21 protein-coding genes and 1 pseudogene are annotated in these 21,053 nt (G+C 62.3%); 11 read left to right on the top strand and 11 right to left on the bottom strand.

The genetic code is table 11. The annotated features are described in order from the left end of the window. Positions 1-57: 57 nt before the first annotated feature. The 6 genes from DL86_RS12080 to DL86_RS12055 are packed head-to-tail and all read right to left on the bottom strand — an operon-like array spanning position 58 to position 5,255. The gene (locus DL86_RS12080) at positions 58-624 is read right to left on the bottom strand and encodes a carboxymuconolactone decarboxylase family protein (RefSeq protein WP_036261755.1); all 567 of its coding nucleotides are present in this window, start codon (positions 622-624) and stop codon (positions 58-60) included. Beyond that, positions 605-1,213, bottom strand: a complete 609-nt coding sequence (locus DL86_RS12075; RefSeq protein ID WP_036261753.1) for a TIGR04282 family arsenosugar biosynthesis glycosyltransferase — start codon at positions 1,211-1,213, stop codon at positions 605-607. The genes DL86_RS12080 and DL86_RS12075 overlap by 20 nt, the downstream gene beginning before the upstream one ends. Before the next feature lie 2 nt (positions 1,214-1,215). After that, a complete protein-coding gene (locus DL86_RS12070) occupies positions 1,216-1,881 on the bottom strand; it encodes a TIGR04283 family arsenosugar biosynthesis glycosyltransferase (RefSeq protein WP_036261750.1) in 666 nt (221 codons plus the stop codon). Continuing rightward, complete coding sequence (locus tag DL86_RS12065) at positions 1,878-2,573, bottom strand: TVP38/TMEM64 family protein (protein ID WP_036261745.1); 696 nt, start codon at positions 2,571-2,573, stop codon at positions 1,878-1,880. The genes DL86_RS12070 and DL86_RS12065 overlap by 4 nt, the downstream gene beginning before the upstream one ends. Then, positions 2,570-3,997, bottom strand: a complete 1,428-nt coding sequence (locus DL86_RS12060) for a dihydrolipoyl dehydrogenase family protein (RefSeq protein ID WP_036261741.1) — start codon at positions 3,995-3,997, stop codon at positions 2,570-2,572. Before DL86_RS12060 ends, DL86_RS12065 begins: the two co-directional genes overlap by 4 nt. 7 nt (positions 3,998-4,004) lie before the next feature. Then, entirely contained in the window at positions 4,005-5,255 is a 1,251-nt protein-coding gene (locus DL86_RS12055; RefSeq protein WP_245276353.1) for a radical SAM protein, read from the bottom strand. A gap of 102 nt (positions 5,256-5,357) precedes the next feature. Here DL86_RS12055 and DL86_RS12050 point away from each other — a divergent pair, with 102 nt between their 5' ends. Both DL86_RS12050 and DL86_RS12045 read left to right on the top strand, forming a co-directional pair. Then, positions 5,358-5,927, top strand: a complete 570-nt coding sequence (locus DL86_RS12050) for a sigma-70 family RNA polymerase sigma factor (protein WP_036261738.1) — start codon at positions 5,358-5,360, stop codon at positions 5,925-5,927. Then, positions 5,924-6,577: an NrsF family protein gene (locus tag DL86_RS12045; protein ID WP_036261736.1), complete on the top strand. Its 654-nt coding sequence runs from the start codon at positions 5,924-5,926 to the stop codon at positions 6,575-6,577. Before DL86_RS12050 ends, DL86_RS12045 begins: the two co-directional genes overlap by 4 nt. 349 nt (positions 6,578-6,926) lie before the next feature. Here the strand turns inward: DL86_RS12045 and DL86_RS12040 are convergent. The 5 genes and pseudogenes from DL86_RS12040 to DL86_RS12025 all read right to left on the bottom strand — a co-directional run. Further along, positions 6,927-9,977, bottom strand: a pseudogene (locus tag DL86_RS12040) (efflux RND transporter permease subunit); the annotation flags it as partial. Next, positions 9,974-11,059 carry an efflux RND transporter periplasmic adaptor subunit gene (locus DL86_RS12035; protein WP_036261734.1) on the bottom strand — a complete coding sequence of 362 codons (1,086 nt, stop codon included), beginning with the start codon at positions 11,057-11,059 and terminating at the stop codon, positions 9,974-9,976. The pseudogene DL86_RS12040 and the gene DL86_RS12035, both read right to left, overlap by 4 nt. Before the next feature lie 121 nt (positions 11,060-11,180). Further along, positions 11,181-11,378, bottom strand: coding sequence for a hypothetical protein (locus tag DL86_RS19855; protein ID WP_156964617.1), 198 nt, complete (start codon positions 11,376-11,378; stop codon positions 11,181-11,183). Positions 11,379-11,525: 147 nt separating this feature from the next. After that, positions 11,526-11,939: a MarR family winged helix-turn-helix transcriptional regulator gene (locus DL86_RS12030; RefSeq protein ID WP_245276352.1), complete on the bottom strand. Its 414-nt coding sequence runs from the start codon at positions 11,937-11,939 to the stop codon at positions 11,526-11,528. Between the two features lie 187 nt (positions 11,940-12,126). Then, on the bottom strand, positions 12,127-12,504 hold the full coding sequence (locus DL86_RS12025; protein WP_036261732.1) for a DsrE family protein: 378 nt from the start codon (positions 12,502-12,504) through the stop codon (positions 12,127-12,129). Between the two features lie 137 nt (positions 12,505-12,641). On the opposite strand from DL86_RS12025, the gene DL86_RS12020 reads away from it, so the two are divergent. The 9 genes from DL86_RS12020 to DL86_RS19295 all read left to right on the top strand — a co-directional run bounded on the left by DL86_RS12020 (position 12,642) and on the right by DL86_RS19295 (position 21,024). Further along, on the top strand, positions 12,642-13,211 hold the full coding sequence (locus DL86_RS12020) for a TetR/AcrR family transcriptional regulator (protein ID WP_051953292.1): 570 nt from the start codon (positions 12,642-12,644) through the stop codon (positions 13,209-13,211). A 960-nt stretch (positions 13,212-14,171) separates the two neighbouring features. Next, entirely contained in the window at positions 14,172-16,772 is a 2,601-nt protein-coding gene (feoB, locus tag DL86_RS12010) for a Fe(2+) transporter permease subunit FeoB (RefSeq protein ID WP_051953290.1), read from the top strand. Then, complete coding sequence (locus DL86_RS12005) at positions 16,772-17,008, top strand: FeoC-like transcriptional regulator (protein ID WP_036261726.1); 237 nt, start codon at positions 16,772-16,774, stop codon at positions 17,006-17,008. The genes feoB and DL86_RS12005 overlap by 1 nt, the downstream gene beginning before the upstream one ends. 161 nt (positions 17,009-17,169) lie before the next feature. Continuing rightward, positions 17,170-17,505: a hypothetical protein gene (locus tag DL86_RS12000; RefSeq protein ID WP_036261723.1), complete on the top strand. Its 336-nt coding sequence runs from the start codon at positions 17,170-17,172 to the stop codon at positions 17,503-17,505. A gap of 132 nt (positions 17,506-17,637) precedes the next feature. Next, positions 17,638-17,937 (top strand): hypothetical protein, encoded by a 300-nt coding sequence (locus DL86_RS11995; protein ID WP_036261722.1) that lies wholly within the window; start codon positions 17,638-17,640, stop codon positions 17,935-17,937. A 59-nt stretch (positions 17,938-17,996) separates the two neighbouring features. Further along, positions 17,997-18,869 carry an alpha-amylase gene (locus DL86_RS11990; protein WP_156964616.1) on the top strand — a complete coding sequence of 291 codons (873 nt, stop codon included), beginning with the start codon at positions 17,997-17,999 and terminating at the stop codon, positions 18,867-18,869. 315 nt (positions 18,870-19,184) lie between these two features. After that, positions 19,185-19,772 (top strand): Spy/CpxP family protein refolding chaperone, encoded by a 588-nt coding sequence (locus DL86_RS11985; protein WP_036261717.1) that lies wholly within the window; start codon positions 19,185-19,187, stop codon positions 19,770-19,772. Positions 19,773-19,955: 183 nt separating this feature from the next. Continuing rightward, a complete protein-coding gene (locus DL86_RS11980; RefSeq protein ID WP_036261847.1) occupies positions 19,956-20,405 on the top strand; it encodes a hypothetical protein in 450 nt (149 codons plus the stop codon). A 124-nt stretch (positions 20,406-20,529) separates the two neighbouring features. Continuing rightward, on the top strand, positions 20,530-21,024 hold the full coding sequence (locus DL86_RS19295; RefSeq protein WP_084572877.1) for a DsrE family protein: 495 nt from the start codon (positions 20,530-20,532) through the stop codon (positions 21,022-21,024). Positions 21,025-21,053: the final 29 nt, after the last annotated feature.

Here is a 21,053-nt window from a genome sequence, read left to right as displayed (position 1 = left end):
GTTTATCGACCATTGCGTCCACGCTTTCTCCGCAGCCCGCTAAAGAGGCAATGCTCATCAAACCTTGGATGGACGTCCGTTTGGAAGGCGGCAAAACCCCTGCGACGGCACGTCGAGCGCGGCGTTGAACTTCGACGATAGATTCTGGAAAGCGATCAACCCCGTCAGTTCGACGATGAAATCATTCTCCCAACATTCTTTCAGGCGCCGCCGCAGGTCGTCGCCGACCCCTGGCGCGGTGATTGTCATCGCCTCGGCGTAGTCCAGCGCAAGACGTTCCTCGGGGGTGAAAGCCGAGCTTTCGCGCCATGTCGCCAGGGCGTCGATCCTGTCCATCGCCACGCCGCGTTTGAGCAGCGTCGCGGAATTGATATCGACGCAGAAGGCGCAATGATTGATCTGCGACACCCGCACGGTAATCAGCGATCGCAGCGCCGGCGGCAAAGGCGATGAGCGCCGGTCCAATGCGCCATAGAGAAGGGCCACCGCCGCAAAGACCCAAGGCGAGCGGCCCCAAAGCAGGCCGGGGTCGAGGACGCGGCCGTAGGTGCGTTTCTGCTTCCAGAAGAACAGCCGGACGAACCAGGGATAGGAGGCAAGCGGCTTAGCTTCGACGGCGCGCATGGAGGAACTCCCATGGGGATTGGCGGGCGAGGGATTCGACATCATCGACGTCCTCCAGAACCTCGAGGCTCGCGACCGAGCGCCCCGAAAGATTGGCCAAACTATCGGCCAAGGCATGTTCGGTGGACCATCGAACCTTCTCGAAGGGATCGAGGAAGCGCGGGCGGCGGCGAAGACCGACCGCCCAATATCCCCCATCGGTTGCGGGGCCGAAGACGGCGTCATGGTCGCCCAAGGCCCGGAACCCACGCGCAACCGCGGCGGCGCCTATGCCCGGAATATCGCCGCCGACGATCAGCACCGGCCCCGGCGGCAGAACCTTGGCGACCCGCGCCATGCGCTGGCCAAGATCGCCCTGGCCCTGCGGCAGAACGCCGAAACGCGGCGGCCATGGCCCCGAACGGTCTGGCGTCACCGCGAGCCAGGTGGTCCAGCGCGGATCGGCGCCGAGGCGGCGAAGCATCAATGACAATGTCACCCGCTGGAACCGCAGCGCCTGCACCGGCCCTATTCCAGCGGCGAGGCGGCGCTTCCCGGCGCCGTAGCGTGGGCAGCGTGTGAAGATGACGAGATGGCGGCGAAGGGACATGGTCAGCCGTAAAGTCGCTGGATCAGGCGCGGCGGCGCGCCGAGAAAATACAAGGCAAGGCAAACGAGATTGCGCAGGCTGCGCCTGATCCAGCCGTCGCGCCGCCATCGCGCCGCCGAAGTGCGCGCCGCGACCGGCAGGATCACGAGCCGCCGGCGGCCGATCCGGCGCACCAGATCGACGTCCTCCATCAGCGGAAGCGGGCGAAACCCGCCTAAGCTCCGGTAGAAATCGCGGCTGATCAGCAAGCCCTGGTCGCCATAGGGCAACCCCATCCACCGCACGCGCCATGCGACCAGCCGCTCCAATCGCCTTGCTTCAGTCGACGGATCGTCGAGCGCGAAGAGGAACACGGCGGCTTTGCTCCGGTTCGCCGGATCGACGCGGAAGGTTTCGACGGCGGCCCTCCAGCCGGGGTCCAATCGCGTGTCCGCATGGAGAAGGAGCAGCCAATCGCCAAGGGCCGCCTCGGCTCCCGCCATCAACTGCCGGCCGCGCCCCCTTGGCGCAGCCATTGCCCGCGCGCCCAACCGGCTGGCAAGCTCCACTGTGCCGTCGGCGGACCCGCCATCAACCACAATCACTTCGTCGACTCCATCGAGCCGCGCCAGCGTCCCGGGCAGCGATCCAGCGGCATTCAGCGTCGGGATGATGACCGACAGGCTCATGGCCTGTTCTCCCGCATCCGTTTCACAATGACCGGGAGCAAAGCGAGAAAACCCAGTCCGATCAAACCGGCGATCAGGGTTGGGTTGAGGATATCCTTCAGATCGACGTCGCCGCCGGCGTCGAAGATGCGCCCGAGGCCGGCGCCGAAGGCGGCGAAAATCAGCGCAGCTGGAAGGATGCCTATAGCTGTCGCGGCGACGAAAGACGCCATCGGCATGCCGAGCAATGCCGCGGCCAGATTGACCGCGAAGAACGGGAAGGCCGGAACCAGGCGCAGAAACAGGAGGTAATGGAAAGCGTCGTGGCGAAAGCCATCCGCCATGCGCGCGAGGAACGGACCAGCGCGCCGGCGCAACAGCTCGCCTAAGGCCGAACGGGCGATGAGAAAGAGAGCCGCGGCGCCGCAGGTGGCGCCGACGACGCTCAGCGCCGCTCCCGCGCCGACGCCGAACAGGAAGCCGCCGCCAAGGGTCATGATCGTCGCGCCCGGCAGCGATAGGGCGACCACCCCGATATAAATGACGACAAAGACCAGCGCAGCGCCCACGCGATGGGCGGAGACGAACGCCAGCAGCAGGGAGCGGTTGTCGCGCAAGGCGTCCAGGGTCAGGAAACGCTCCAGATGCAAGGCATAGGCAACGGCGGCAAGACCAACCAGCGCCAGCAAGGGCAGCACGCGCTCGAGACTCATCCAAACATCCCCAAGACGCGCACCAGCCGGCGCATGCGCGGTGAAAACAGCGTCGGCGCGTAGAAGCAGCCGGCCGCCCGCTTGCTGATTTCGCCGAGCGTCGGATAAGGCGCGATCATCCCGGCGAGAGCGCCGATCTTGAGGCCGAGACCGACGGCGAGGACCCAGCTCTGAATCAGCTCCCCCGCGTGGGGGCCGACGATCGTGGCCCCCAGCACGTGGCCGCGTCTTGTCACCATCGCCTTGAGGAAACCCTCGACGACGCCCTCGGCCTGGGCCCGATCATTGTCCGCGAAATCCGACCGAAGCACACGGAAACGATCGCCATGGCGTTCTCGCGCCTGCGCCTCCGTCAGGCCCACTTGAGCCAGTTCCGGATCGGTGAATGTCACCCATGGTAGAGCCCGCGTATCTGCTTTGGCTGGCAAGCGGAACAAGGCGTTTTTCAGCACGATCGCGGCGTGATAGCCGGCCAAGTGAGTGAACTGATAGGAGCCCGCCACATCGCCGGCGGCGAAAATGCGCTTGTTGCTGCTGCGGAGGCGCGCGTCCACCTCGATGCCCTTGGGGCCGAACCTGACCCCTGCGGCATCGAGGCCGAGGTTTTCGACATTGGGCCGGCGGCCGGCGGCGATCAGCAGATGCGAACCCTCGATCAAGCGTTCGCCGTCCCCTTCCCGCAAAGCCACGACAATGCCGCCTTGGCTCCTTTCGACGCGCAGGATCGTAACCCCTTCGAAGGCGGCAATGCCCTCAGTGGCGAAGCTTTTGCGCACCACCGCCACCGCCTCGGGATCGTCCTTCGGCAGCATCGGGCCAAGGTCGAGCAAGGTCACTCTCGCGCCGAGCCGACGATGCGCCTGCGCCATTTCGCAGCCAACGGGCCCGGCGCCGATGACCACGAGATGGTTTGGCAAGACAATGTTGTCGAACAAAGTCTCGTTGGTGAAATAGGGAACGCCGCCGAGCCCTGGAATGGCTGGGGCGGCGGCGCGGCTGCCCGTGGCGACGACGAAACGCCGCGCGCGCACAAGCTGCCCGCCGGCCTCAACCGCGCCGGGGTCGATGAAGCGGCCATGCGCCTGAATGACCTTGCACCCGAGCCTCGTGAACCTTTCAACGGAATCGTGCGGCGCGATGGTCTCGATGACGTCGTGGACGCGGCGGGACACGGCGGCGAAATCGATGCGCGGCTCGAGACCGTCGGCGCCGAAACGCCGTGCGGCGCGGATTGCTTGCATCGCCTTGGCGGCGGCCAACAGGGATTTCGACGGCACGCAGCCGGTGTTCAGGCAGTCGCCGCCCATGCGCCCGGCCTCGATGAGCACGGTGCGCGCCCCCATGCGCGCGGCCCCCGCAGCAACCGACAGACCGGCCGAACCGGCGCCGATGATACAGATATCCACGGTGATCGCGTCGGTCATGGGCGCCTTATTTTTGTGGGTTGCAGGAGGCGCCGCCCAGGACGCAGAAGCGAGCACAATGGTTATGGTTGAGCTTGACCGGCCGCGCCGCCGCGGCCAAGGTCGCTCCCATCTCGAATTGCGGGTCGTAAGGCAGCAGCGTGCAGGCGGTGACCACCGGCCGCGCGGCGCCCTTGCGCTTTTCCACCATGCGCGAGCTGGCGCACATCATCTGATCGGGCGATTTGCCGAGAATGGTCCAGCAGGCTTCGCTGATTTCCGGCGCTTCTTCCCCGGCGTCCATCTCCGGGAACAGCACAAGACGGGTCGGATCATCCGCGTCGATCTCGAGGCCGATGTCGTCAAAGAGCGCGCGAAAGCCAGCGCGCGTAGCGGCATCGGTCTCATTCCATGCCATGCGGGCGGCAATCGCGAGATTGAAACGGTTTGCGGCAAGCCAAACCAACCCGTCGATGGCCGTTCGCCAAGAGCGCCGGCCACGCAGTTTCTCGTGACCGGCCGCCTCGTAATGGTCGAGGGAAACCCGCAATGTCAGCTTGCCCGGAAACCGCGCATTGAGGTTCAGCAGGACCGCCTTCAGGCGCTGCATGGGCTTCATCGCATTGGTCAGAACCAGGACCCGATAGCCGCCCGCCAGGCTGTCCTCGATCATGCCGAGGCAATCGGGGTTCAAGAAAGGCTCGCCCCCGGTGAAGCCGATCTCGATCGGCGGAGGCGTCAGAGTCGCGGCCTCGTCGAGGATGCCGAGCACTTCGTCGCGGGTGAGATAGGCGAGACGATCATTCCGGGGGGAGGACTCGATGTAACAATTGTGACAGGTGAGATTGCATAACGTGCCGGTGTTGAACCACAAGGTCTCCAGCCGGCTGAGGGAGACGCTGGCGCGCCGCTCGCCTTTGGCGGTGAATTCGGGATCGCTGAATTTGGCGCGAGGCGGCAGCGGGCGCGCGACGCCGGGCCAAGCGGCGGCTTCGATCGCGGGATGCGCGCCGCCCGTCATCGGTTGGGCAGTCGCCAGATCCTGCATCTTGCTGAAACGCATCAGAATGATCCTCGCCTTTCCTATACGGAACTTCGCCGGGACTTCGGAAAAGGTTACGCCAGCCGAAAATTTATTCGAGACTGTAACCTTTCCGGTCGTCGCGGCGAACAACTCCCGGGACGCCGCCGACAGGAGCGAACGGGCATGAATTGGCAATCCATCGCCTATTTGGCGTGAGGCGAACACCCCATGCAAATAGAGCTTTATTTGATTCATCCACATGTCCGACAGCCTCGACGACCCTCCACTCTCGAAAATGACCGATTGCGCGCCGTTGCGGTCGACGTCACTCTGCGATCGTCTTCGGGAGAGTCGCAGGTGGAAAAGGTGAATAGCCGCGAGGCGCGATGGGTGGGCTTGATGCGTGCGGCGCAACAGGGCGATCGCGCCGCCTACCACAGTCTTCTCTTCGAGCTCGCCCCGTTTATTCGCGGCGCTATTGGGCGGCGCTGGGGCCGGTTCGAGGGCATCGAGGATCTCGTTCAGGACGTTCTCCTATCCATGCATTCCGTCCGCCACACCTATGATCCGCAGCGCCCGTTCACGCCCTGGCTGATGGCGATCGCCCGCCACAGGATGGCGGACAACGCGCGTCGCTACGTCCGCAAGGTGAGGAACGAGGTGAATGTCGACGAATGGCCGGAAACCTTTTCCGCGCATGAGCCGAATTATCTCGATGAAGGTCCGGGCGACGTGCAGTCGTTGCGCGAGGCCATCGCCAAACTGCCGGTTGGGCAGAGGCAGGCGGTCGAAATGCTGAAGCTGCAGGAAATGTCGCTCAAGGGCGCCTCGGCTGCGAGCGGCCAGAGCGTCGCCGCCTTGAAAGTCGCGATGCACCGGGCGCTCAAGGCCCTGCGTGCGGCCCTAGGCGAAGAGAGGCAAGGATGAGAACCAACGTCTTGATCCAACGCCTGTCCGATCAGACGACGCCCGTGCGGCGGCTGCCCCCGCCGCTGCGACGTCTCGTCCTGTGGCTCGGCATCGCCGCGCCTTCCGTCATGATTATGGTCGCGGTGATGTCGCCGCGCCCTGATTTGATCGAAAAGCTCGGCGAAAGCCGTTACCTTCTGGAACAGGGCGCGGCAGTCGTCACCGCCCTGACGGCGGCATTCGCCGCTTTTTCGGCTGGCGTGCCGGGGCGTCCACGTTGGCCACTGCTTCTGCCGCTTGCGCCACTCGCCCTATGGCTCGGCAGCCTGGGTCAGGGGTGCCTTTCAAACTGGCTGAGCCTGGGGCCTGAAGGCCTGACGCTCCAACCCGACTGGATGTGTCTGCCGGCGATCGCCTTAACCGGCGCCGTTCCCGCCATCGCGATCACCGTGATGATTCGGCGTGGCGCGCCCCTCTTGCCCCGCGCCACAGTCGCGCTCGCAGCACTGGCGGCAGCAGCCCTCGGCAACGTCGGGCTCAGGCTGTTTCACCCGCAGGATGCGAGCTTGATGGTGCTTGTCTGGCAGTTCGGCAGCGTCATGCTGTTGACAACCGTCGGCTGCTGCTTTGGCAGGCTGCTCCTGCGTTGGCGCCCGATTCGTGCGTGAGGGAAAAATATGATCCTTCCCCTCGAACACGATGCCGAGGTCGAAAACTTCGACGCACACTTTCGCGCGGCGCCCGGTCGCAGTATTGATCCTGCACACCCAGAGTCGCCAATCACGCCTGATAGGGTTCGGAGACTGAGTACCTTCCGACTCATTACCGAATCTAGGGTAAATAAGTAGAGGGTTCCTAAGTAGCGTCCAATTCACGCACCTCCTGATAAGTCGTTTCCGCAGTCCACGACGTCGGCCAATCCGCCCCGGCGTCGGACGCTGTCGCGTTTGGAGCCGAAGCGCTTGCCTCGAGCGGCATGTCGTTTTGCGGCGGCTGTTCCGCTCCGGCGAATTCCGCCGCAGCTGGCGTCACTCTGAACCAGATGGCGTATAGCGCCGGCAGGAAGACCAAGATCAGAACCGTGCCGACGGCGGTGCCGCCGATCAGCGTATAGGCCATGGATCCCCAGAACACGGAATGAGTCAGCGGGATGAACGCCAGAACGGCGGCGAGCGCGGTGAGGATCACGGGCCGCGCCCGCTGGACCGTGGCCTCGAGGACTGCGTGGTAGGGATCGAGGCCATGCTCCTCGTTGGTATGGATCTGCCCGATCAGGATCAGCGTGTTGCGCATCAAGATCCCCGCCAGACCGATCAGGCCGAGGATGGCGTTGAAGCCGAAGGGCTGGTGGAACAGCAACAGGACAGGGACCGCGCCGACGAGACCGAGGGGCGCTGTGAGCATCACCATGGTCATGGCCGAGAAGGAGCGGACCTGAAGCATGATGATCGTGAGCATCGAGGCCAGCATGAGCGGGAAGATGGCGGCAAGAGCTGTGTTCGCCTTGACCGACTCTTCGATCGAACCGCCCATCTCGATCCGGTGACCCGCGGGCAGATTGGCCATCATCGGCTGGAGGGCCTCCTGGATCTCGGTCGAGACCTCCGGCGGCTGAAGGGTTTCGTCGATGTCGCCGCGCACGGTGATCGTCGGTGTGCGATCGCGGCGCTTGAGGATCGGATCCTCCATCCGCACATTGATCTGGCCGATCTGATCGAGCGGGATCATGCGCCCATCATTTGATGTGAGAGTGAAGTCGGCGAGGCGGGCGGGATCGAGACGGCCCGAGCCGGAGCTGCGGGCGACCACGTCCACCGTGCGGATATCCTCGCGCACCTGCGTGACCGTCACGCCCGTCAGCAGGAATTGCAGCTGTTGCGCGGCTTCGCTGGGCGAGAGACCAATCAGCCGCAGCCGATCCTGATCGAGGACGAACCGGACAGTCGGCGACCGTTGACCCCAGTCTTGGTTCGCCTGCCGCATGTTCGGATTGGCGCGCATTACCTCCTGGACCTCGCCGGCGAGGCCGAGCAGCACGGCGGGATCAGGACCCATGACCCGGAACGCTACGGGAAAGGGGGAATAGGGACCGAACACGAGCTGAGTGACGCGAAGGCGCGCCTCGGGAGCGAGGCCTTCGGCGATCGCCGCCCGCAGGCGGACTTTGAGAGCTTCCCGCGCCTCGGCATCTGGCGTCAGGACGACGATCTTGGCGAAGGACGGATCGGGCAGCTCCGGGTTATAGGCGAAGAAGAATCGCGGCGCGCCCTGGCCGATATAGCTGGTGACGATCTTGGCTTCAGGCTGCTCTTTCAGCCATGCCTCCACCTTGGCTGTGGCGGCGCTGGTCGCCTCGATGCTGCTGCCCTCAGGCAGCTGGACCTCAACCAGAAGCTCGGGACGATCCGATGTCGGGAAGAATTGCTTCTTTACTCCGCCCAAGCCTGCGCCGGAGATCGCCAAGGCGCCGGCCACGGCGCCCGCAACAACGATTTTGTGGCGAATGGACCAGGCGATCACGCTGCGGAGGCGCCGGTAATTGGGCGTGCCGTAGATCGCCTCGTGACCGCCCTCGATCGGCTCGATCTCGGGCAGCAGCTTCACCCCCAGGTAAGGTGTAAACGCCACGGCTACGAACCAGGAGGCGATCAGGGCGAAACCCAAGATCCAAAAGATGTTGCCGGCATATTCGCCCGCGCTGGAGCGCGCAATGCCAACCGGCAGGAAGCCGGCCACGGTGACAAGAGTGCCCGCCAACATGGGCGCCGCGGTGTGGCTCCAGGCATAGGCGGCCGCTTCGATGCGGCCCATGCCCTCCTCCAGCTTCACCACCATCGCCTCGATCGCGATAATGGCGTCGTCGACGAGAAGGCCAAGGGCGAGGATGAGGGCGCCGAGCGTGATGCGGTCGAACACCCGTCCGGTGTCGAGCATGATGACGAACACCACGGCAAGGGTCAGCGGCACCGCCGCCGCCACGACGATGCCGACGCGCCAGCCGAGGCTGATCAGGCTGATGACGAGCACGACGCTGAGGGCGACGAAGAACTTGAACATGAACTCATCGACGGCCTCTGAGATGTTGACCGCCTGATCCGTGATCTTGGTCAGGGTTATCCCAAGCGGCAGGTTGACGGAAATCGCCTTGGTTTCGGCCTCGAGCGCCTTGCCGAGGTCGAGCCCGTTCCATCCCTCCTGCATAACGACGCCGAGGGCGAGGGCCGGCTCGCCCTGGTGACGGATCAGGAAGGTTGCCGGGTCCTCATAGCCCCTGCGCACCTCGGCGACGTCGGAGAGCTTGAGATTGCGCCCTCCGGCCACGATGGGCGTGTCGGCGATCTTCCGGATATCGTCATAGGCGCCATCGAGGCGCACGAAGATTTGCGGTCCCTTGGCGTCGATCGATCCCGCTGGCGTCACGGCGTTCTGGCGCGCGAGCGCGGCGAAGACGTCCCGCGCGCTGACGCCGAGTGTGACGAGGCGCGCATAGGTGAACTCGACGAAGATCCGCTCCGGCCGCTCGCCCAAAATGTTCACCTTTTTGACGCCAGGGACATGCAGCAATTGCTGGCGCATTGTCTCCGCCTGGCGGGCGAGCAGACGCGGCGCCATGCCCGGCGCCTTCAGGGCGTAAAGGGCGAAAGTCACGTCCGAATATTCATCGTTGACGAAGGGACCGAAGGCGCCCGCGGGCAAGGTGCGGGCTTCGTCGCCGAGCTTCTTGCGAGCCTGGTAGAACTGCTCGGGAACCTCGGCCGGCGGCGTGCTGTCCTTCAAGGTGAGCGTCATGAAGGCAAGACCCGGACGGGTCATCGTCTCGACGCGGTCATACCAGCGCAGCTCCTGCAGCCGCTTCTCCAGCGGCTCAGCGACGAGATCCTGCATTTCCCGCGCGGTGGCGCCGGGCCAGACCGTCGTCACCGTCAGCACCTTGATGGTGAACGACGGATCCTCGGCGCGGCCGAGCTTCAAAAATGCATAGGTTCCGGAGATCGCGACGGCGAGAATCAAGAAGAGGGTGACGGCGCGCTCGCGCACCGCCAGCGCGGAAAGGTTGAAGCGGCTCATTGCGCCGCCATCCTGTCATTGGCGATGCGGACGCGCTCGCCCTGGTGAAGAAGGTGCGCGCCGAGCGCCACGACGCGTTCGCCCGCGCGAACGCCGCTGGCGACAGCGGTCTCCTCGGCCAGCCGGCGAACCAGCACGGGCCTGAAGGCGACGGACGACGACGCCGGATCGACGACCCACACGCCCGTGGATTTGCCATCGTCATAAAGCGCGCCGAGCGGGACTTCCGAAGCGTCGATCGCGCCGGTCGTCGCCACCCCGACGGTGACGGTTGCGCCAAGCGGGGCCCGCGAAGCCTCGCCCTCAAGGACATAGCGCGCCTCATAGGTCCGGCTCGAGGGATCGGCGGCGTCAGAAAGCTGACGGAGACGCGCCGGCGAAGCAGCGGACGAGGCCCCGTAAATCTTGGCTTGCGCGGCAGATCCGATCGCCGGGCGCACGGCCTCGGGGAGATTCACAGCGGCTTCGCGCGGACCAGCATGCGCCAGCCTCACCACGGTCTGACCGGCGGCGACCACCTGCCCCGGCTCGGCCAAGGTCTCGACGATGGTCCCGTCGGCATCCGCGAGCAGCAACGAGTACCCGGCCTCGTTCCTCGCGACCTCGGCCTGTGCTTCGGCCGCCGCCAATTGCGCATTGGCGCTGTCGAACGCGGCCTTGGCCTGATCGTATCTTTGGCGGGTCGAGTATCCCTTGGCCACGAGTTGGCGGTAGCGCGCCTCGTCGGCCGTCGCTTGGACGGCCAGCGCCCGCGCCGCCACGACCGCGTGCTCCTTGGCGGCGAGCGCAAGATTGAGATCCTGTTGGTCGAGCCGCAGGAGCGGCCGCCCGGCGCGGACGTTTTGACCAATGTCGACAAGGCGCTCGATCACCTTGCCCGGAACGCGAAACCCCAGATTGCTTTGCACACGCGCCGAAACGACGCCGGTAAAAGCCCGCTCCGAAGGCTCCGCCGGCTTCACGATGGCGATTTGGACAAGCTGCGGTCCTTGACGAGGATCTCTTTCGCCCGCCGCGGCCGCCCCAACGCCGACCGCGACGATCACAGCGGCGGCAAGAAGGACTGTCTCGAAGCTGTCCATGGGTGATCTCGCTCGTGCTGGAGGGGCGCAATATCCGCTCAGGGCGAATGTCTTGCTGAGGCTTCGATCGGCCGTCTGCGTCGCATGAAGCGGCGCAACCGCTGGCGCATCGGCGGGCGCCTCAGGGTTGAGTTGCAGGACGAGGAAGCGAATCACCCTGTTGGTCTTTCAGCTCCGCAAGCTTTCGCTCGAGCCTGGCGACGCGCGCGGCGAGCAGGGCGGTCTCGTCCAGGTCCATTGCTTCTCCGAACTGGCGGATGAGGCGCCCGATGCGCGCCCAGAAGGTTTCGCTGTTCGGCATCGCGGCATGGTCGCTCATGGGCTTGTCTCCTGATTTGCGCTTTGACTTGTTTCCTGCAATTAAGTGCATATGCCCCTATTAGGTCGTAAGGTTTTGCGCCGGATAGTCGTTCATCAAGAACTGGCGTCCGCGGGATACGGAACTCCCATTGCGCATCCGCGCAGTCTAACCGTAAGCTATCGCCTCCAGAGCGGAATGGAGACGCTCAAGGTCTGCCTCCTCGAGGCTGGCTGAGACCGCATCATTGGCGGCTTGCCAGTGAGGGACAGCCTCGACCAGCAGGGCGCGGCCTGCGTCGGTGAGGACGATCCGTCTCACGCGGGCGTCATGTTCATCGAGCCGGATCTCCAGCAGCCCTCGACGTTCCAAAGGCCTCAGGTTCTTTGTCGTCGTGGTTCGGTCCATCCCGAGCTGCTCCGCCAGTCCATTGACGGTGAGCGGGGAGGGGCGACTAAGGTTCATCAGCAAGGAAAACTGCCAGTTGTTCAGCCCGACGGACCGGAACGCATCATCGAAACGACGCCCGATGGCGCGGCTGGCCCGCTGGATGCGCAAGCAGAGGCACCTGCTCGCGATCATTTGGGCTGTTTCATATGAGGGTGCGGAAATTTGTGACATTGTCTTTAATATGTGTATATCCACGCATCCGTCAAGCGACATTATTGAATCTTGGTTCGTACCGGGTTTGCCGACTCTCCCAACTTTTGATGGACGGGCGCCGAGCTTGGTCGCGGCGCCCTTGAACTCCGACAGCGAAGCCGACCGTTCAGAAAGTCAGAACCCGGTAGCCTGCATCGAGATATTTGGAGAGATCGATGATGCCGGACGTGCCCGGGATCGCCTTTTCATCTATCAATGGCAGTCCTGTCACCTTGACGGCATCGGTTGCGCCAAAGACGTCGGCGCAGCCGCGACAAGCGCCGACGACCGTGTCCTTCACCGCATTGTAAAGGGCATGAGCGGGGTGGTCTGGTTTGATGACCTCACTCGCCCAGCGGACGCCCGCGCCCTGAAAAATAAGCGCGACCTCCTGCTTCTTCTCCTTTAACTCGTAGGCGACGAACATTGCGTTGAAGAGGCGTCCGAGCGCTTCCTCCGAACCAGCCTTTGGATCAGCGTAGACGACGATTGCTGTTTTCGACATTGAAGATGCTCCTTGCGCAGCCTTGATTATAACCGAACGTTCGGTATTATTTGGATGCTTGACCGCAGCGCGGACGTCAACCCGATATTTACCGGTCGTTCGGTCATTATTTTGTGACTTAGCAGATAGGGGACCAAATGGGGCGCAAAGCGTCGGTCGAAGAAGAAGATCTGATGGCCCGGCTCAGCGCCGTGTTTCGCGATGTTGGCTATGAGGGCGCGACGCTGACGATCTTGTCGGAAGCGACGGGCCTCAAGAAGGCGAGCCTTTATCACCGCTTTCCTCAGGGCAAGGAGCAAATGGCGCGGGAAGTGCTGGAAAGCGCCGGAGCTTGGCTCGACGAGCATATTCTTTCTCCGCTCAAGGGCAAAGGGGCGCCCAACGACCGGATCAAGGATATGATCAAGAAACTCGACGCGTTCTATTCCGGAGGAAAACAGGCCTGCCTTTTGAACATGCTGTCTTCAGCCCGTATCCATGAAGGCCCCTTCACACAGCTGATCAAACAGGTTTTCGAAGCCTGGATCAGTGCCTTGTCCGCAGTCCTTGTCGATGCGGGACTGGACAAGAAAGTCGCCAGCACGCGCGCTGAACGCGCGGTGGTCATGCTCCAGGGGAGTCTGGTCCTTTCGCGCGGAATGGGAACGACGCGCCCATTTCGCGAGTTTCTCAAAACGCTCCCCGACGAGCTATTCGGGGCCGTGTAAGGGACTCAAAACCGGCGACGTCTCGTTGATCGAAAAAACCGTCCTCCCTCCGACAGCTTCGGCGCCAAGGTGAAGGACATCGGTCACGCAAGCGCCACTTCTCCCTCCAAACATTCGCGATGCGTTTTGATCGCAGCGACGATGAATTCGGAAAAGGCGCCAATGCGCGCCGCCGCCCGAATTGCGGAGGGGAGACCAAAAACGCATAGCATCGGAGGGACGCGCAGGAGCCGTCTACGCGGCGGCGCCTGTCCATTTTTGGAAAAGACCGAACCGGCTCGTCGCGAAAAGAAAAGTCCACAGTTGGGTTTCTGTGGCGTAGGCGTTTCCGGTGATTTCCGGATTGGGGCGCCACTTGTCGGCAATTGCGAAACTAACGGCGGCTTGAAACGGACGACCTGTGGAAAGCACCCCGTTGAGCCGACGCTCCCGCCTCACGCGCCTCCAGCGATTCGGGAAAATGGCCGCCGAGCGCGAGAGCGTGCTGAACCGGGATTTCGTCTTCACGAAACTTGGCGCCAGTTCGCGGAACACAGCGCCTCGACAGCCGAGTCGAGTCCGGAAATGAGCGAGCCAGTTCACCTTTGACCGATCCAGTCCGGCGAAAAGCGAGAAACAACAACGGGCGCGTGCTTCAGGCTCGCCCGTTGCAGCCGCAACTAGATTATGGAACTTCTTACAGATTGGCTATGGTCATGGCGTAAAGAATCAAGATTAGGTTGGCTGCCGACGCGACGAGAAGAATTGGCTCACTGCCAAGAGAAGCCCATCTGGCGCCATGACGGTCGCCGAAGCGGAGCTATTGCGATCGTTGGATGACGAGAGCAGAGTTTCAGCTTTCGCCAATTCCTCTCGGCTGCAACCTCAAGCAGAAATTGCTTTGCCAGGCCCGTGTCGCGTTTTCCTCTCCTTAGCCGTTTTAGCATCAGGGCAGTATTTTCCCTCACTTAAGGTCGGACGATGAGAATCGAGTTTGGCCATCTGAAAGTCGGTGAGCGAGGCCGCGTCATAGGCTTCAAACCCGGGGATATCGGCCATCGCCAAAAATTGCTGTCCATGGGCCTCACGCCCGGCGTCGAATTTACCGTCGTCCGCGTTGCCCCGCTCGGTGATCCGGTCGAGGTTCGCGTGCGCGAAACGTCCCTCACCATGCGTGCGAGCGAGGTGTCGGCCTTGTCGATCGAGCGCGTCGGCGCCGAGGCGCCCCTTGGGCAAAGCAATACGTTTAAGATCGCGATCATCGGCAACCCCAACTGCGGCAAGAGCACATTGTTCAACGGCCTGACCGGGACCCGGCAGCGAGTGGGAAACTGGCCCGGCGTCACGGTGGAGAAAAAGGTCGGGCGATATCAGTTTGAAGACAAGCGCTTCGAGGTCGTGGATTTGCCGGGGATCTACTCACTCGACGCCTATGACGAGGCCACCGCTATCGATGAGAGGATCGCGCGAGATTACATTCTCTCGGGCGATGCCGATCTCATCATCGATCTCATCGACGCCTCGCACCTGGAGCGAAACCTCTATCTGACAACTCAATTGCTGGAGATGAAGGCGCCTTTGGTCGTCATCCTCAACATCATGGAAGACGCCAGGGGCAGCGACGCAGAGTTTGACGTCGAAGCCATCCAGCGCCGACTGGCTTGCCCGGTGCTGGCGGTGGTCGCCGCCAAGCGGGGAGAGGTCGAGGGACTCAAAGCAGAGCTTCGGCGGCTGGCTGAGGAAAAGCCGCGGCCTAGCTTCGCTATCGACTACCCGCCGTTGATCGACGATGCGGCGTCGGAACTATCGCACTCGATCAGCGAAAATTCTGGAGCGAATCGCTTCGATGTCCGCTGGCTGGCTATTCGTCTGCTGGAGGGCGACGCTTTCGCGACCCATCAGGTCGACCCCGCGGCGAGAGAAGCTCGAGAGAGGCTGGCCAATCGAATTGCGCAAGAGGCGGGCGACGAGGCCGATACCCTCATCGCCAACAGCCGTTACCGTTTCGTCCATGCGCTCGCCGGCGAGGCGCTGCCCAAGCGCGCCGCAGTGGGCCGCAGCATGTCGGACCGGATCGACGGCGTCGTGTTGAATCGGCTCCTCGGCATTCCCATCTTTCTCGGGGTCATGTATTGCCTGTTCTGGTTCACAGTTCAGCTCAGTCGGGCCTTCAAGCCGTTTGTCAATCAGCTTTCCGACACGTTATTCGTCGAAGGCCCTCGGCAACTCCTTAGCTTCGTAGACACTCCGGCGTGGCTCACCGCCCTGCTGGCCGACGGGCTTGGCAACGGCGTTCTCCAGGTCGTGAATTTCGTTCCCATCATCGGATTCCTTTATCTGTTCATTTCGATGCTCGAAGAGTCGGGCTACATGGCTCGAGCCAACTTCGTCATGGACCGGCTCATGCAAGCCCTGGGTCTTCCGGGCAACGCGTTCGTTCCGATGGTGATAGGCTTTGGCTGTAACGTGCCCGCCATCACGGCGACGCGCACCATGGAGCGCCCTCGCGATCGGATCGTGGCTGTGCTGATGAGCCCATTCATAAGCTGCGGCGGGCGGTTGGCTGTGTACACGGTGTTCGCCGCAGCCTTTTTCCCAGACCAAGGCCACTTCGTGATCTTTGGCGTTTATCTTCTCGGCATCGTCTTCGCGATGATCACCGCGCTCGTCATGAAACACAGCTTGCTTCCCCAAGAGCTCTCGCTGTACGCTTTTGAATTGCCGTCCTATCATTGGCCAAAGCCGAGGAACGTGCTGATCAATGCGTGGATGCGCGTCAAGGTCTTCGTGTTTCACGTGGGCAAGTTCATCATCCCGATGGTGCTTATCCTGAAGGTGTTGAGCGCGTGGGGGACCGACGGGTCGTTCAACGAGAAGCCGATCGACCGCTCGATGCTGGCTGCGGGCGGGCGCGCGATCACGCCCGTGTTGGCGCCGATGGGTGTTGGCCAAGACCAATGGCCGGCCACGGTCGCGCTCTTGACCGGCGTCCTGCATAAGGTCGCAATCGTGAGCACTCTGGAATCGATCTACTTGGAGGCCAAGCGCACGCCGCTGTCGGCTGCCGATCGAGGCTTCGATATAGTCGAAAGGATCAAGCGGGCGGCTCTGACCATTCCACACAATCTGAAGGCCCTGGTAGGGTTCGGCGACGGGCCCGCCCACAGAGCCGGCACAACCGCCGATACGCTGTACCAAGCGGCGGAAACGCGCGACCACGGGTACGGGCATGGCGTTAGCAGCGATCTCGCCCCAGCATTGGCAAATCGGTTCGATGGCAAGATCGGAGCGCTCGCCTATCTCCTCTTACTCCTCTGCTACCCATGTATCGCGACCACGGCGGCGACCACTCGCGAGACCAATCAGCGATGGACAGGATTCATGGTGTTTTGGACCGTTAGCCTCGGCTACGGCGCCGCCGTGCTGTTCTACCAGATCGGCACTTTTACCTCGCACCCCTCCTCGTCGATTGCATGGATGTTGGGCGTTGTGACCTATTTCATTCTCCTGAGCGCAGCGAGCGCCTATATCGGGATGGGAAATAGGCGTGGGCCGGCGCGAAAGGTGGCGACCAGGGCCTAATGCTGACCGAGATCAAAGAGTACCTGGCAACGCACAAGCGGGTATTTATCCGCGAAGTCGCCATGCATTTCGATATTCCGCCGGAGGTGGCGCGGGCGGCGCTCGATCATTGGGTGCGAAAGGGCAAGGTCTCGCGCCTCGATATCGCGGGGCAATGCCAAGCGGGCTGCGGCGGACCTTGTAGCGAACGGCGGGACGTTTATCAGTGGATCGATCGGCCGCCGCCTGGCGGGTGATCGCGGGCTGGCCATGTTTTGGGGGCGGTTTTTGTTGGCGGAAAAGCTAGGAGTTCATCGGAGAAATGAACAAGCTTCGCCAGGAGCGATGCCGCGGCCATGCCGCGTGTTAAGAATTTCAAATTGGAGCGTTTCGACAACGATCGATTGTAAAGAGCGTAGTGATCAGCGTGATCGCGCTCTATGCGCTGTTGCTGCAAGCTTTCGTTGCCGCAGCCATCCCGGTCGCAAGCTTCGAGTCCCTTGCCGGCATAAGCTGCGCGCAAGACGGATGGGGCCCGCAAACGCCGGGCGACGAACGGCATCGCCGCCACAATCTTTGCTGTATTCTGGCTTGGGCCGCCGATGGCTGCGGCTATGTCGCGGTGGCGACCGGTGTTGCGGTTTTTCCGGCGCCCACAGCTTCCCTCTTCGTCTGGGCCCTAACGCCTGCGATCGCACCGCGCCCGCCGGAGACGTGTCATTGCGCCGCGCGCGGCCTTCCGCAAACACTCTGAGCGAAGCCTCAAGAGTCGAGGGCGTGACGACCTTACGACGCCGTGGGGCTCCCACTCAAATGCTAGGGAGACCCCTTAGCGCGCAGGTGGCCGACCGCCCGCCAACCTTCCTCTTTCGAAACGAGCGCTTCAATGAAACCGGCACTCACGATGCCTCGCCGTAGGTGCGCCTGCGCCGCCGCGGCCGTTCTGACCACTTTGATCTCGGCCGACCATCATGCGGCCGCCGCCGAACTGCCTCCAGCCGAGGCTGTCATTCCTGCCTCAGCCAATGCCATGTCCGACGTCGCCGACGGTTTGATGTCGGTTTCCGGCCATGGCATGTCGCGCATGAACGATATGAGCGGGGACGCCCACAATATGAACGTTGGTACCCATGCGGCTGTGCCAGCGGGGGTGTTCGGGGGCACATGCTGCAGGCAAACTCGGTGATGCTGTTCTACTCGCCGATGTTTATGGGCATGAGCAAGAACTACATCGGATAGTCGACGGTGTCGCAGCAGTACATCGCCACCCAGAGTCCCTATGTCCCCTTCGGCGCCTCGTCGATGAAGCCGCCGACGCTGCGCATCGTGCCGTCTTCGATGAGCGCCCAGATGAACATGTTTCACGCGATGTTCGGCCTCACCGACACGGTCAACGTCATGGTCATGGGCAACTGTATTCGCAAGAGCATGACCATGACGACATTCGCCGGAATGAAGGGCGCGAGGCCTCTTGGCAACAGTTCGTCCTCGACCGAAGGTTGGGGCGATACCTCGTTCCTGGGGCTGGTCCGGCTCTACCAGGATGAGATTAACCACGTGCATCTGAACCTCGGCGTCAGTGTGCCGTCGGGGAGCATCACGGAAAAAGCGACCATGCTGAACCCCATGGGCAAGTCGATGACGATGCGAGCCAATTACGGCATGCAGCTGGGTACAGGTACCTACGACGCACTCTACGGCGTCACCTATACGGGCAAACTCGGGCCTTGGTCCTGGGGCCTCATCTATAGAGGCCGGGCTGCCCTTGGCGTCAACAGCGAAGGCTACTGCTGGGGGCCTTCCAACGAAGTGACGGGATGGGCGGCCTACCAGATGATCGACGGGCTGAATCTGACGGCGCGCGCGGCGGCGAGCGAGTGGAGGCGCATTTATGGCTATGATTACCTGATTTCCGGCCCAATGCAGGCCGCCAACCACAGCTACTACGGCGGTCAGCGCATCGAATTGTTCGGCGGCCTCGAATACAAAGTCCGCGCCTTCGGGGTTACCCCGGTGCGGTTCGCGGTCGAGGCCGGCGCCCCAGTCTACCAGACTCTGAACGGGCCGCAGATGGCCAAAGCGTGGCAGGTCAACGTCGCGCTCGGCATCCGCTTTTGATAGAGGCTGCGGGTGAGAGGGCGTTGTGCGCCCGCGAGCATTGATCGCCCATGAGCTTTAGAATGCAGCGCCAGCACATAATTCCCACCGTGGCTGATGTTGTCGCCTTGACGTGTGTCAATTCGTTCTGGCCGCATTCGAGATATGGACTCAATTGTTCCTCACTTAATCGAATGGAGGCGGATAGGGTGGGCCTGACAATTCTTGTCGTCTACTACTCGATCGAGATTGAAAACGACGCTCAAAATCGGCGAGCCTTTGTCAGCAACATTCGACTTCCTATCATCATTGGGCATGAAATCTGTGGAGATTGCAATGAGACGGAATAAGATCCTGATCGGCCAGGTGCGGATGGCGGCGGTCGCCGCGGTTTTGGTCGTTGCGAGTGGCTTTGGCGCGGCCGACGCGCAGCAAGGCATGCATGGCGGCGACATGCCGATGGGCCATGAGGGAATGGGCCATGGAGGCATGATGGGACCTGGAATGATGCATGGCGGCGGCATGCAGATGGGTCACGAGGGAATGGGCCATGAAGGCATGATGGGCCCAGGGATGATGATGTGCCGCATGGGAGAGCATATCGACGGCCGGCTCGCCTATCTCAAAGCCGAGCTGAAGATCGCCGAGGCTCAGACGCCGCAATGGAATGCCTTCGCCGATGCGTTCCGCGCCAGCGGGCAAAAAGCGGCGCAGCATTGCGCGATGATGAAGGAGCATGACGGCTCCATGATGTCCACCAAGGTTCCTGAGCGGCTCAATATGATGGAACAGCATATGACGATGCACCTCGAAAACATGCGCGCGATAAAGGCGGCGTTGCAGCCGCTTTATTCCGTTCTGAGCGATGAGCAAAAGAAGACCGCCGATGAGCTCATGAAGGGCATGCCCGCCATGTGGGGATGATGTAACGGCATAGCGAACCGGAGGCGAGTGGCTCGCGCGGCCATTCGCACAGGGCGGTTTCTGAACGGCATCGCTGCTCGGCTCCCAATCGTTTAGTATGTGGTCGGCCTTAAATATGATCGCGATCATATGACTGTGAAGTGATTTAATGCTATCACAAAGTTGAAGTAAATGAGGACAGATATGCGCAATGCGCTTACCCTTGGAGTTGCGGCTTTTGCTCTTCTAGCAACGGCCAATGGCAGCCGGGCGGAGGATGACCGTCAGCTCGTCGAAATGCCGGAAATGATGCAGCAACATATGCTCACCAACATGCGCGACCACCTGAAGGCGTTGGAGGAGATCCTCGCCGACATCTCTGCTGAAAAATACGATGACGCGGCAAATGTGGCGGAGGAACGGCTGGGGATGAGTTCCCTCGAACGCCATCACGCATCGCATATGGCTCCGTATATGCCAAAGCCCATGCAGGACGCGGGAATCGCCTTTCATCGTGCGGCCAGTCGTTTCGCCATCGTGGCGAAAAACGTCGATGTGGAACGCTCCTACGATGCCATGAAACAGCTGAACGCCTCTCTGAGCGACATGATCGTTGCTTGCAATGTTTGTCACGCAAGTTACCGGATTCACTGATCAAACGGATTGATCTTGAAGCCGCTTCTTTTGTGCGGGCGACGACGACCGCCTAGATCGAGGCAACGACGATCCGACGTCGTAGCAGGCGCTCACAGGACAAGCTCACGGAACGGAGGCAGCAATGCCGGGAGAATTGGACCAACGCAGCGTCAGCCGGCGGAATGTCCTCGGGACCGTGGTCTCCGGGACCATCGCCGCGAGCACGCTCTCCGCGATTCCGACACGAGGTCATGCCGACGACCTTGTGGTTCCAGAACCCACCCCCGACTCACCGCGGCGGGTCGCGCTCCAGCTTTCCGATGCCTCACACAGGGCCGTGAACAACCTGCTGTTCAACGTCGTGAATGTGCAAAAGCGATACGGCCTCGACAATGTCAAAGTAGCAGTTTTTGCCTATGCCGACGGCGTTCGAGCCCTTTATAAGGACAGTGCGCCGGCGCCAGACCGGATTCGAAGCTTGATGGAATATGGCGTGGAATTCGTTGCCTGCGGCAGCACTCTAGAGGCCGAAAAGCGATCGGCGACGGACGTGATCGACGGCGTTTCAGTTGTGGCCGCGGCGATCCCTGAACTGGTCGAACGCCACCTTCGCGGGTGGGTCGTGATCCACCCTTGATCAGGGTAATTACACGAGAAGGACCAAGA

Origin of the sequence: Methylocapsa aurea (assembly GCF_000746085.1) — a bacterium.
Taxonomy (GTDB): Bacteria; Pseudomonadota; Alphaproteobacteria; order Rhizobiales; family Beijerinckiaceae; genus Methylocapsa; species Methylocapsa aurea.
This window is presented reverse-complemented; position numbering and strand designations above follow the sequence as displayed.